Below are 11,327 nucleotides of genomic sequence, written 5' to 3'. Positions count from 1 at the left end.
TTGGGTGTAAATCCTCGATTTGATACTGATCTCGGTCCTTGGGTAAGAACCTTTTTCGGTAGTAGCGGCCGGTCCGGCGCGTCGATTCAAGTGCTCATGCGACGGCGACCGCTAGGCTAAGCCTATGGTGGATGGTCGTAAACCCGGTGAATATCCGTCCCATTGGGAAGCAGACGTTGTCCTGCGCAACGGTTCTACGGCACATCTACGTCCGATTCAACCCGGCGACGCCGACAATTTGCAAAAAATGCATCGAGGACAATCCGAGTCCTCGGTCTACATGCGCTATTTTACGTACAAATCCTCACTGACGGCTAAAGAGCTCAAACGCTTCACCGAGGTGAACCATGTGGACCGGGTCGCCTTTGTGGTCACCCGCGGGGATGACATCATCGGGGTAGGTCGTTATGACCGGCTTGATGACCCCACCGACGCGGAGGTTGCCTTCAACATTTCCGATGCCTACCAGGGCATGGGTGTTGGCTCAATCCTGCTCGAACATTTGGCGGCGGCGGCCCGTGAAAATGACATAGAACGCTTCTCCGCGGAAGTCCTGCCGGAGAACCGAAAGATGCTCACGGTTTTTGCCGAGGCCGGATACGCGGTTAAACGCCACTTCGACGAGGGCGTGGTGATGCTCGAATTCTCCATTGACCCGACCGAAAAGTCCCGCGCCGTGATGGAATCGCGCGAACACCGCGCCGAAGCCAAATCGTTGGCCAGTATGCTCGCTCCGGCCTCCATCGCCGTCATTGGCGCCAGCCGCGAATGGGGAGCCATCGGGCACACCCTGCTGCACAACATTATTGAGGGTGGATTTACCGGGCCGGTCTACGGCGTTAATCCGCAGGCCTTCGAATTGGGCGGGAACCCCAGTTACGCCTCGGTGAGCGAAATCCCCGGACCCATCGATTTAGCGGTGATCGCCGTGCCACAGGATCAGATCACGTCGATCATTAGCGAATGCGCGGCGGTGGGGGCCAAGGGGCTACTGATCGTCACCGGTGGTTTTGAGAAGGACGGCGAGGTTGGACTAGCGCGTCAGCGCGAACTGGTGCGACTGGCCCGGGCCAACGGCATGCGCGTGGTGGGACCGGCCTCGTTGGGCCTGGTAAATACCGATCCCAGCATCGGGCTTAACGCCTCGGTGGCACCGGGGATGCCCAAGCGCGGCACGCTGGGGATCTTCAGCCAATCGGCGGCCATCGGCGTGCTGCTGTACGCGGCATCGGTTCGCCGCGAGGTGGGTCTGTCCTCGATCGTCTCGGCGGGCAATCGCGCGGATGTCTCGGGCAATGACGCCATGCAGTTCTGGGAGGATGACCCGGCCACCAGCGCCGTCGGCCTCTACCTCGAATCCTTCGGCAACCCCCGCAAATTCTCCCGTATCGCCAGAAGACTTTCGCACTCCAAACCCGTCATTGTGGCTAAATCCGATGTCATGGGGCTGCGGCTGCCGCCGGGGCACGCGGTACGCACCACCCAGGCGCCAACAGCCGCAGTGGATGCGATGCTGCGTCAATCCGGGGTGATTCGGGTGCGCACCAATGAGGAACTCATGGAGATCGCCCAGCTGGTCACCGCCCAGCCTCTTCCGCGGGGCAACGGACTGGCGATCGTTTCCAACTCGGCCGCTCTGGCCTCGGTGCTGGCAGATGCTGCCGAGCAAAATCAGCTTGAGGTGGTGGCCGCCGAGAGCGAGCTTGAACTCGAGGGCGGCCAGATTCGGGCCCTGGAACTCTTATCCACCACGCTCTCCGGGGCACTATCTAGTGCCCTGGTGCACTGCGCCATCGTGTCCTTGATGCCCACACCCGGATTGAGCACCGGAGTGCTGGCCACATGTCTCCGCGATGTGGCAGCCGCTACGGGCAAAACCGTGGTGGCGGTCTTCCCCGGCATCATCGATCCAAGCAACCAAGTAGATGGCGTACTTGTTGCCGGCATGGATGAGATGGGCAAAGCCTATGGACTGCCCTGTTACTCCAGCCCCGGGGTGGCGGTAAATGCGCTGGCCGCCGTGGTGCGCTATGCCACCTGGCGTTCGCGGGAGCAGGGCGAGGTGATTGAACCGGGCGGCATTAACCCGGCGGCAGCCGCCGACTTCATCGAAGCCGAGCTCAGCACCCTGCGCGGTGTAGAGCTGTTGCGCCTTTCCAAGGCCAAGGCCGCTGTCTTACTGGGCCACTACGGAATTGATGTGCTTCAATCGGTGCGCTTTGATACCGCCGATGAGGCGGTGGCGGCCGCCAACCGGCTGGGATTCCCGGTTGCGCTCAAGGCCCGCGATGAACACCTGCGTCACCGCCTCGATTTAGGTGGGGTGCGGCTGAACATCACCGACGAAGCCTCGCTGCGCTCAAACATCACCCACATGCGCGAGGTCCTTGCCTCCTATGCCGCCGGTGACCTTGAGGTGCAGTCCATGGCAGCGGCCGGACAGGGCTGCGTAATCAGGGCAGTGGAGGATCCGCTGCTGGGCCCGGTGGTGTCCTTCGGGCTGGCCGGGGATGCGGTGAACTTGCTCGATGACTGGGCTCACGGGGTGCCGCCGCTGACCAACATCGACGTCGCCGACCTGGTGGCAGCCCCGCGTGCGGCGGCTAGATTACGTGGTTATCAGGGACTGCCGGGAGTGGATCTTCATGCGCTGGAAGACCTGCTCAATCGGGTAGCAACGCTGAAGGATAATCATCCGGAGCTGTCGCTACTGGAAATCAATCCGGTCATGGCCACGGCCTCGGGAACCACGGTGCTCTCGGCCGAACTTTGGCTGGGTAATCCGGAGCAACGTACCGATTCGGCTAGACGGGCAATGCGCCACTGAGCTAGGCGCCCTTGGGTAGACTAGGAGGCATGACCCCCCTATCTTCGGCCCCGGGCCGCGACCTCCAAGCCGACCTTAACCGTGCCGGGTTCTATCCAAAAATGGTGACAGACATCCTTGTTGAGGCGCTTGATGGCAGGGAACCGTCCGAGCACCTGGTCCACCTGGAAACCCACTTTGACCAGCATGAGGTCCACCGACACATCACGGTGTTGGTCCTGGCCGAGGACATCTTGGTGGTGGCCCACGTTGATGACCAGCAGCTGGATGAAAAGGGCAAGGAAGTCATGGCCCAGATCTCCACCGAACTGGTTCAGCTCTCCAAGGTCACCACGGTTGCCACCAGCTACGTGTACCACCAGCCGCAGAACTACCGCACCGGCGATGCCGTGAAGGAACTGACGGTTGGCATCGCCTGGGCTGGGGCACAACGCATCGACCTGGCTCCGGCCGGCTGCGCGGATCCGGCGTGCGACGCCGACCACGGCTATACCGGTACCTCTCAGCAGGAGGATTTGGTCCTGCGCGTCAGCGCCGAGGCAGATGGGGTCGCAGCAGTCACCGCCGCACGCAACTTTGCCAAGGCCATCCGCCGTGCCTCGGCACCACGCAGCACCGAAACTCGGCCCGCCGCACTTCCGGCACCCGCAACGGAGGTCCGCGGACGCGTCGGATCCCGCTTCGGCCGCAACACCCACCAAGGCTAAGGCCGCAGGAGAGTAGAGCCTCGTGGCTACAAACACCCGCAAGACCCCCTCGGCTCCGCTGCCAGCGGCCCCCGCCTACGGCACCAAGACCATCGCGGAGCTGTTACCCAGCGCGGCGGCGGCACTGGGAGTGCAGGGATTTGAAAACATCCTCGGGCTGCCAGTGGCCAACCGCATCTGCGTAGTGATGGTTGATGGGCTGGGCAAGGCACTGCTCAAGGCCCGCGGCGGACACGCCCCGTTCCTGCGCAAATTGATGGAAAACGCGGCAACGCTACAGTCGCCCTTCCCCTCCACCACCGCCGCGTCACTCTCATCATTGGGCACCGGGCTGGCTCCCGGGCTACACGGGGTCGTGGGCTATGACGTGGTGGATCCGGAAAAACGCCGTGTGGTCAACCAGCTCGGGGGCTGGCCCAAGGACCTCAACGCCCACACCTGGCAACCGAACCAGACGGTATTCGAACGGGTAGCCGCGGCCGGCGTACATACGGCCACGGTGTCGCTGAACAAGTTCAAGGACTCCGCGCTGACCCAGGCAGCACTGCGTGGAACGCAATTTACCGCGGCAGAATCCCCCCACGCCAGGGTGCGAACCACGTGCGAGGTGCTGGCGGCCAACCCACGATCGCTGGTCTACGCGTACTGGAATGAGCTCGATCGAGCCGGCCACCGCTTCGGGAAGGGCTCCTCGCAGTGGGGAAATGCGCTCGAAGATCTGGACCTGATGATGCGCACGCTCGCCGCGCGGGTTCCTGCCGGAACACTGTTGCTGCTCACCGCCGACCACGGGATGGTTGACGTGGAGGAGAACTGGCGGATCGATTACTCGCAATTCCCGGAACTGGTGGCCGGGGTCGAGTTGACGGCGGGGGAGCCGCGCGGGGTGCAATTGCACTTCCATGCGCAGACCTCGGATCGGGAGCGTGAGGGTGTTGCCGAGGCCTGGCGAGAACGCTTTGGGTCCAAGGCCTGGGTGCTGAGCCGGGAGGAAGCGATTACTCACGGTCTCTTTGGCGAGGTGGCAACCGCGGTGCGTGAGCGCATCGGTGATCTGCTCATCCTTGCCGCGGAGGATATCGCGTTCCTCGATGGGCGCCGAGTTAATCCTTCGGCCTTCACGATGGTGGGGCAACATGGCTCCATGACGCGGGCCGAATGCGAAATTCCCCTCTTGACCCTGGCCCGTCCAGTCACCAAGAAAAAGTCTTAGCCCTCTGAAGGGCAAAACGATGGCCCGGTGGGCTGCGGAGAATCTCCGCAGCCCACCGGGCCACCGTTGTATCGTGAGGCTACAGCGTCAGGATAGCTGCTTAGTCGTTGTTGTTATTGCGCCGGCCAAAGACGATGTCGTCCCAGCTGGGTACCGAGGAACGCTTAACCTTCTTCTTGCCGCCGGCTTCGTCCTCACCGTTTTCCTCTGATTCTTCGTCCTCGGCCGCAGGCTTGCTCGGGGTGGGGACCAGGGAGATCGAGGTGGTGCGGGAGCTGACGCCGTCATAGAGTCGCGGCAGACCATCATCGCTCGGCTCGGGGCCCGCCAACCGGGGGTCATCATCCGGGTGCGGGTTACGTGAGAGCATCGCCGCCAGGGCGTCGTCACCCTCCTCGTCCAAGCCCAAGCGCTGCCCACGGCGGGCGCTGAGGACATCTAAAAGCTGTTCGGATTCCGCGACGGTTGCCTGGGAATCGGCGTCGTCGCCGTCGGCTTCAATATCAAAGGGGGCATCTGCCACGGCCGTGAGGCGGCGGGCACCGACGGGGGCGTCAAGTGGTTCAAGTTCGCTGAGCACCTGAGCCCAGCGGTTGGCGTTCTGCAGCGACTTGCGGCTGGGGTGGAAGGTCCATTTGGCAATGGTCTCCTCGTTACCCTGATCCAGGCGAATGCTGTCATCAACACTCGGCAGCTCAAAGCGAACCACCACGTCCCAGGTGCCGTCGGCGGTGCGCCAGGCATCCCAGTTCAGTGACTCGCTGGTGATCCCCAACGAGTGGACACGGTACGCGACCATTTCGCCCAGATTCGCCGGTTCTTCACCGAAGATGCTGCGGTAGCCCTCGTGCGTCTGCGGGGCGGAAACCTCCACATTGCGGGCCTGGGAGGCGATGTACTCGCGCTCGGCCAACACCGGTCCCTCGTAGCGCATGATGCGATCGAGGTCCATGCCAGATTCCGCGGCAACTTCTTCTGCCGTGGCGCCGGAACGGATCCGAGATTGAATATCACGGGGGGAGAGCGGGGATGCCGCGGCTACCGAGCGGTCGGCCCGGGCAGCTCGAGACAGGGCACTGCGCAGCGCTTCGTCGATGGGCAACACAAAACTGTTGCCGTCCTCGCTGCTTAAGTGCAGGCTCTCACCGTTCTCGTGGATTCCCACTAGTCGGAGTTGACGCATGACTATCCTCCACAAACCGTCGTGTTGTGACTAAAACTCTGCCACCTGCTGGGGCAAATACCTAAGAAGCGCCTTGGTGTGGCGCGGACCGGCTTGATGATTATTCCCACCAAGGTGGAAGAATCGGCGAAAAGTCCGTTGGAATTTCCTTGTCTTGCGCCCGGAGATGCGATGATGAACAGTCGGAGATGACCGGGCACAAAATTCAGTGTTTCTGCGTTGAAGCATAAGCGCAAACAAACGCGCCGGTTTCACGCCCCTAGGATGCGAAGGCATCACAGCGGGCCGACCCGAGACGAACTACAGCTTGAATCAGCGGAGTGTGAAGCAGCAAAAATGGCCACCGATTACGATGCACCTCGCAGGCATGCCAACGAGGACGAGACGCCCGAGGTTCTTCCGGAGCTCAAGGCGCAACGCAACACCAACACCAATGCGTCAAATCTCATTGATGAGGACGAGGCCGCACTGGCCGACAGCTATGAGCTGCCCGGTGCTGATCTCTCCGGCGAGGAGATTCAGGTCTTCGCGATGCCTGCCCAGGCCGACGAATTTACCTGTTCCTCATGTTTCCTCGTGCGGCACCGCTCGCAGATTGCCGCAGAACGCGGCGGCCTGCTCTTCTGCGCCGACTGCGAAGGCTAAGGGCCCCACGCGTAGCGCGTATAAGACAAAAGGCGCCCGTCTCCACGCTGCCACTGACAAAAAGTGAGTGGTGGTGGAAGGCGGGCGCCTTTGTTGAATCGTGGGGGGTGGGGTGAAGCTAAGCCGACTCGGTGCCGGTAGCTTCACTATCGCCCGCGGTTGGCGCCGTATCCGTGGTGTCGTCGCCCGCTTCGGTTGCATTGCGGTATTCCACCATCAGGCCGCCGAGTGCCGCCGTCAGCTCTTCGGGGCGCCGGGTTGAGGTGAGCCAGTACGGGGTGGAATCTCGCTCGTCGGTAATTTCGATGCGCACCACCGGATCTATCCAGCCGCGGATGCACATGAAGGCGATCCCGTTCAGGCCAGGGCCACGCTGGTGGTAGGCATCGGCACCGCGGTAGCCGGTAGCGTCGCCGATGAATTTCCGCTCGATGGTGGCGCGTCCAACGCGCACACTCTCGTCGGTGACCTCAATGGTGGGTGTGCTGTTCAACAGTGCAAAGGCGATCAGGGCCAGGGCCACCAATCCGGCGATCACTCCCCACTTCAGGCCGATGGGCAGGAATGCTACGGCGGCGGTGACGCCCAGGCCCAGCGATGCAAGCCAGACCCACCACGAAGGCCACAGCTTTTCGCGGAAATGGACGGTTGTGGGAATTGCGGGGGAAATGTTCTCGGCCATACCTCCCAGCATAGGCGCTGGGGCGGGCCAGCCCTGCCATGGATCAACGAAGGAGGGACTAGAGTTAAGCGCGTACGCGAGCGGCCATAACCTGGCCCGCACACGCCCCTGAACCCCCTGGAGTGGAAAATACATGTCCGAGTCGCGAGTCGATATTGCCCTGAAAATGCTCGATCCGGAATTGCCGGTTCCGAGCTATGCACACGAGGGTGATGCGGGAGCCGATCTGTGTGCCCGCGAGGATGTGACCCTGGCCCCCGGAGAGCGCGTCTTGGTTCCCACCGGTGTGTCTCTGGCCCTTCCGCTGGGTTATGTGGGTCTTGTCCACCCACGCTCGGGCCTGGCCACCAAGCACGGATTGACCGTGGTCAATGCGCCGGGAACCATCGATGCCGGGTACCGTGGTGAGGTGAAGGTCACGTTGTTAAACACGGATACAACCACCCCGATCGTGCTCAAGCGTGGGGACCGCATTGCCCAGCTGGTCATCCAGAAGGTCGAGCGAGCCCACTTCATCGAAGTCAGTGACCTCGATGACTCGGCACGTGGTGCCGGCGGATTCGGTTCCACCGGTGGCTTTGAAGCAGCAAATACCGGCCGCTAACATCTGGCCCACGAAATCTCACGGTCGAAATAGCAAGAGAGCAACTTCCATGATTTTCAAGCGCAGCAAGAAGGCCGCCGACGTAGCGCAGCCCGAACAGACCATTGCCGAGCTCAACGCAGCAGCGGCAGATTCCACGGAAACGCCCGCGCCAGCGGTCAGCGAACCGGAGCAATCGCCCGAGGGGGCTCAAAGCTCGGCACCGGCCAAAACAGCGGTGGTGCGCGATACCAACGAGGGTCCGTTTGATGGGGACGACTTTGAAGACAGCGAGGGCTACCTGGACTTGGGCGCCTTGCTGATCAAGCCGGTTCCCGGGCTCCAGCTTCGCCTCGAGGTGGAGGAGTCCACGCAGCGCGTGATCGCCGTGGCCATGGAAATTGGTGGCTCACGCATGCAGCTGCAGGTCTTCGCTGCCCCCAAATCCGATGAGCTCTGGCCGGGGATCTCCGCGCAGATCGCCAGCGGAATTGCCGATCAGGGTGGGGAAACGGAAAATGTCGAGGGACGCTTCGGCAACGAATTGTTGGCCCGCGTACCGCAGCAGGCTCCGGACGGGACCCACGGCCATGTGGTACTACGCTTCCTGGGCATCGATGGTCCGCGCTGGTTCCTGCGCGCCGTCATCGGTGGCACCGCGCTGACGGACATGGCCGAATCCAAAACCATGGAAGACGCGCTGGCGCAGGTGGTGGTGGTGCGTGGCTCGACCCCGATGCCGCCGACCGAGCTACTTCCCCTCTCGGTACCCGCGGGCGCCTCTGCCTCGCCGCATACGCATCCGGTCGCCGTGGAGGAACCCGAAACCGCGGTACCGGACACCAAACGTCCCGAACGTGGTCCGGAAGCCACTCAAATCGGCTGATTCGTGCCCAAAGACAAGGTCGTCAAGGCCAAAACGCTCAAGACAAAGCCGCCGGCACCGGCAGTTGTTACTGCGACGCCCACGGCCATGACACGGATTGATACGCTGGCCGAATTGCCCGTTCGTGGACGGGTGATTCACAGCGGCTACGTGGAATCCATTACGATCCAGCCGCAACAGCAGGCACCGAGTTTTTCGGTGACCATTGTTGACCGCCCGGCGCCCCCCGGCGGCCGCCGCAGCGCGGTGGTGCACCTGCGGTTGATCTTTGTGGGTCAGCGCCGGGTCCCGGGGCTGGTGGCGGGTTCTCGGCTCAGCTATGAGGGCATGGTTGCTCCGCTGGATTCGGTGCCCACCATCTTTAATCCGCGATATGAGATCTTGCCCGCGCACGAGAAGCACTAGCCCGCCTAGCGCCCCCATTTCCCTGACCCCACAAGGAATTCACTTTCATGAGCAGCAATAGCGAGAACATCCCGGAACCCGGGGAAAGCGGTCCCGACGCCGCAGAGGTGGCCCGACGGATTGGTGCCAACGCCGGCATTGAACGGCGTGAGGACGGACAGATCGACGTGCTCAAGACCATTGGTGGGGTGCGTGGGCTGGCCGAGTCACTGCTGCCAGGCATGGTTTTCCTCATCATTTTCACCATCGGGCAACAGCTGAACACTGCACTGATCGCATCGGTGGCCGTGGCGCTGATCTTCACCATTATTCGCCTGGTACGCCGCGGAAACTTGACGCAGGCGCTCTCGGGGCTCGCCGGTGTGGCGATCTGTGCGATCTTCTCGCGGGCTACCGGTGAAGCCAAGGACTATTACGTCCCCGGTTTCTACACGAATCTGGCCTATGGCGCTGCACTGATCATTTCGGTCTTGGTGAAGTGGCCGTTGATGGGCGTAATTTTCGGATTTATCCGTTCGGAGAACACCTCATGGCGTGCGCAGAAATTGCGCGCACGCCAATACGCCTGGGCCACCTGGATTGTGGTTGCGGTCTTTGCCGCGCGTCTCGCGGTTCAGGTGCCGCTCTACTTTGCAGATAATGTTCCGGCACTGGGAGCCGCGCGGCTGGCCATGGGTGTGCCGCTCTACGCCGCCGGTTTATGGGTGGCCTGGATGATTTCTCGTCCGACCACACAGCTAGCTGACTAAGATTCTTCGGGGGAGTTGCGCAGCACCGTGCGCAATTCGTCCTCGGCCAGGATCGTGGTGACGAAGAAGAGTTCGTCTCCACCTTCGATCACGTCATCCGGGCTCGGGGCCAGCGGAATGTCATCGCGCAGGATCGCCACCACCGTGGCGTCACTGGGCCACGGCACCGAACCGATGGTGCGTCCGATCATCGGTGAATCGTGGGGAACGGTGAATTCCACCATCGAGACGACCCCGGACTGCAGGGTCATCAGCCGCACCAGATCCCCGATCTCCACGGCTTCCTCAACCAACGCCGTCATCAGCCTCGGGGTGCTCACGGCAACATCCACGCCCCAGGCGTCGTCAAACATCCAGTCGTTTTTGGGGTTGTTAACGCGGCCCACGGTGCGTCCAACACCAAATTCGCTCTTGGCCAGCAGGGAAACCACCAAGTTGACCTTGTCGTCGCCGGTGGCGGATACCACCACGTCGACCTCGTCGAGCTTGGCTTCCTTGAGCACCGAAAGCTCGCAGGCATCGCCAAAGAGCCAACGAGCTCCCTGGACTCCTGCTCGCGAGACGACCTCGGGCTTTTCATCAATCAAAAGCACCTCGTGCCCGTGGGAAATCAATTCCTTGGCAATGGAGGAACCCACTGATCCTGCGCCGGCAATCATGACCTTCATTACGTGTTCTGCTCCGTGCTTGTGATGGGTGCCTTGGACAGGACCTTTTCAATGTCCTTGCCGGCGTTGATGGGCATCATGGCGTGGACGATGTCGCCTTGTTGCAGCCGCATCCCGGGCACCGGCAAGACACCCTCGCCGAAACGCGAGAGGTAGGCGATGCGGATGGGGGCAACTGCCTCAAGATCCTCCAGGGCGTATCCTGCCCAGTCGTCGTGGACGTTGATCTCACCTAAAATCAGTCGGCCGGAGGCCTCCCGGTAATCTCCGCTGAGCGAGTGTTCAGGAAGGATTCGGCGCAGGACCTGATCCGAACTCCAGCGCACAGCCGCCACCGTGGGGATGCCCAGACGCTGGTAGATTTCCGCGCGTCCCGGGTCATAGATTCGGGCCACCACATGCGGAACGTGATACGTCTCGCGGGCCACCCGAGTGGCAAGAATATTGGAGTTATCGCCACTGGAAACCGCGGCGAAGGCGTAGGCCTCGGAGATCTTGGCCCGTTCCAGGGTGTCGCGGTCAAAGCCGACGCCGGAGACCTTGAGCCCGGTAAAGCCGCGGCGCAGTCGTCTAAAGGCCCGGTCGTCCTGATCAATGATCGCTACCGAGTGTCCGGCATCGTCTAATGTGTGGGCGAGGGTCACCCCGACGCGGCCGCAACCCATGATGACGAAGTGCGCCATGATCCATCCTTTAATCCCACACAAGGTGTCGCAGCGGTGGTGCGCGGCACTCTTCGGCCACCAGTGTTTCACGTTTTGGGGCCCCGATGCGGGATT

At 62.2% G+C, this 11,327-nt stretch carries 12 protein-coding genes; 8 read left to right on the top strand and 4 right to left on the bottom strand.

Going from position 1 to position 11,327, the window contains the following annotated elements; all coding sequences use genetic code 11:
- Positions 1-124: 124 nt before the first annotated feature.
- Genes HED64_RS17260 through HED64_RS17250 form a run of 3 tightly spaced genes read left to right on the top strand, consistent with a single transcriptional unit; the run spans position 125 to position 4,747 of the window.
- Positions 125-2,827 carry a bifunctional acetate--CoA ligase family protein/GNAT family N-acetyltransferase gene (locus HED64_RS17260; protein WP_168153222.1) on the top strand — a complete coding sequence of 901 codons (2,703 nt, stop codon included), beginning with the start codon at positions 125-127 and terminating at the stop codon, positions 2,825-2,827.
- 29 nt (positions 2,828-2,856) lie between these two features.
- Positions 2,857-3,534, top strand: coding sequence for a DUF5998 family protein (locus HED64_RS17255; protein WP_168153221.1), 678 nt, complete (start codon positions 2,857-2,859; stop codon positions 3,532-3,534).
- A 22-nt stretch (positions 3,535-3,556) separates the two neighbouring features.
- Positions 3,557-4,747 carry an alkaline phosphatase family protein gene (locus HED64_RS17250; protein WP_168153220.1) on the top strand — a complete coding sequence of 397 codons (1,191 nt, stop codon included), beginning with the start codon at positions 3,557-3,559 and terminating at the stop codon, positions 4,745-4,747.
- A gap of 100 nt (positions 4,748-4,847) precedes the next feature.
- Here the strand turns inward: HED64_RS17250 and sepH are convergent, their stop codons facing one another.
- The gene (sepH, locus tag HED64_RS17245) at positions 4,848-5,930 is read right to left on the bottom strand and encodes a septation protein SepH (protein WP_168153219.1); all 1,083 of its coding nucleotides are present in this window, start codon (positions 5,928-5,930) and stop codon (positions 4,848-4,850) included.
- A 336-nt stretch (positions 5,931-6,266) separates the two neighbouring features.
- Here sepH and HED64_RS17240 point away from each other — a divergent pair, with 336 nt between their 5' ends.
- Positions 6,267-6,575, top strand: a complete 309-nt coding sequence (locus tag HED64_RS17240) for a DUF4193 domain-containing protein (protein WP_168153218.1) — start codon at positions 6,267-6,269, stop codon at positions 6,573-6,575.
- A gap of 118 nt (positions 6,576-6,693) precedes the next feature.
- On the opposite strand, the gene HED64_RS17235 is transcribed toward HED64_RS17240, so the two are convergent.
- Positions 6,694-7,257 (bottom strand): DUF3093 domain-containing protein, encoded by a 564-nt coding sequence (locus HED64_RS17235; protein WP_168153217.1) that lies wholly within the window; start codon positions 7,255-7,257, stop codon positions 6,694-6,696.
- Between the two features lie 133 nt (positions 7,258-7,390).
- Here HED64_RS17235 and dut point away from each other — a divergent pair, with 133 nt between their 5' ends.
- The 4 genes from dut to HED64_RS17215 are packed head-to-tail and all read left to right on the top strand — an operon-like array spanning position 7,391 to position 9,880.
- Positions 7,391-7,861, top strand: coding sequence for a dUTP diphosphatase (dut, locus tag HED64_RS17230; protein ID WP_168153216.1), 471 nt, complete (start codon positions 7,391-7,393; stop codon positions 7,859-7,861).
- 49 nt (positions 7,862-7,910) lie between these two features.
- A complete protein-coding gene (locus tag HED64_RS17225; RefSeq protein ID WP_168153215.1) occupies positions 7,911-8,726 on the top strand; it encodes a DUF3710 domain-containing protein in 816 nt (271 codons plus the stop codon).
- Between the two features lie 3 nt (positions 8,727-8,729).
- The gene (locus HED64_RS17220) at positions 8,730-9,131 is read left to right on the top strand and encodes a hypothetical protein (protein ID WP_342590765.1); all 402 of its coding nucleotides are present in this window, start codon (positions 8,730-8,732) and stop codon (positions 9,129-9,131) included.
- A gap of 47 nt (positions 9,132-9,178) precedes the next feature.
- Positions 9,179-9,880: a DUF3159 domain-containing protein gene (locus tag HED64_RS17215; RefSeq protein WP_168153214.1), complete on the top strand. Its 702-nt coding sequence runs from the start codon at positions 9,179-9,181 to the stop codon at positions 9,878-9,880.
- Here HED64_RS17215 and HED64_RS17210 read toward each other — a convergent pair.
- Positions 9,877-10,548, bottom strand: coding sequence for a potassium channel family protein (locus HED64_RS17210; protein ID WP_132364905.1), 672 nt, complete (start codon positions 10,546-10,548; stop codon positions 9,877-9,879). The two genes, HED64_RS17215 and HED64_RS17210, sit on opposite strands and share 4 nt — an antisense overlap.
- The gene (locus tag HED64_RS17205; protein ID WP_168153213.1) at positions 10,548-11,231 is read right to left on the bottom strand and encodes a potassium channel family protein; all 684 of its coding nucleotides are present in this window, start codon (positions 11,229-11,231) and stop codon (positions 10,548-10,550) included. Before HED64_RS17205 ends, HED64_RS17210 begins: the two co-directional genes overlap by 1 nt.
- Positions 11,232-11,327 lie beyond the last annotated feature (96 nt).

The sequence above is a fragment of the Paeniglutamicibacter terrestris genome, assembly GCF_012271785.1.
Classification (GTDB): domain Bacteria; phylum Actinomycetota; class Actinomycetes; order Actinomycetales; family Micrococcaceae; genus Paeniglutamicibacter; species Paeniglutamicibacter terrestris.
Note: the sequence above shows the minus strand (reverse complement) of the source record. Positions and strands in the feature narration are given on the sequence as shown.

What these genes read in the sequence shown, in the direction of transcription:
- HED64_RS17260 (WP_168153222.1), top strand. Translation starts at nt 125, where the DNA reads ATGGTGGATGGTCGTAAACCCGGTGAATATCCGTCCCATTGGGAAGCA.
- HED64_RS17255 (WP_168153221.1), top strand. Translation starts at nt 2,857, where the DNA reads ATGACCCCCCTATCTTCGGCCCCGGGCCGCGACCTCCAAGCCGACCTT.
- sepH (WP_168153219.1), bottom strand. Translation starts at nt 5,930, where the DNA reads ATGCGTCAACTCCGACTAGTGGGAATCCACGAGAACGGTGAGAGCCTG.
- HED64_RS17240 (WP_168153218.1), top strand. Translation starts at nt 6,267, where the DNA reads ATGGCCACCGATTACGATGCACCTCGCAGGCATGCCAACGAGGACGAG.
- HED64_RS17235 (WP_168153217.1), bottom strand. Translation starts at nt 7,257, where the DNA reads ATGGCCGAGAACATTTCCCCCGCAATTCCCACAACCGTCCATTTCCGC.
- dut (WP_168153216.1), top strand. Translation starts at nt 7,391, where the DNA reads ATGTCCGAGTCGCGAGTCGATATTGCCCTGAAAATGCTCGATCCGGAA.
- HED64_RS17225 (WP_168153215.1), top strand. Translation starts at nt 7,911, where the DNA reads ATGATTTTCAAGCGCAGCAAGAAGGCCGCCGACGTAGCGCAGCCCGAA.
- HED64_RS17215 (WP_168153214.1), top strand. Translation starts at nt 9,179, where the DNA reads ATGAGCAGCAATAGCGAGAACATCCCGGAACCCGGGGAAAGCGGTCCC.
- HED64_RS17210 (WP_132364905.1), bottom strand. Translation starts at nt 10,548, where the DNA reads ATGAAGGTCATGATTGCCGGCGCAGGATCAGTGGGTTCCTCCATTGCC.
- HED64_RS17205 (WP_168153213.1), bottom strand. Translation starts at nt 11,231, where the DNA reads ATGGCGCACTTCGTCATCATGGGTTGCGGCCGCGTCGGGGTGACCCTC.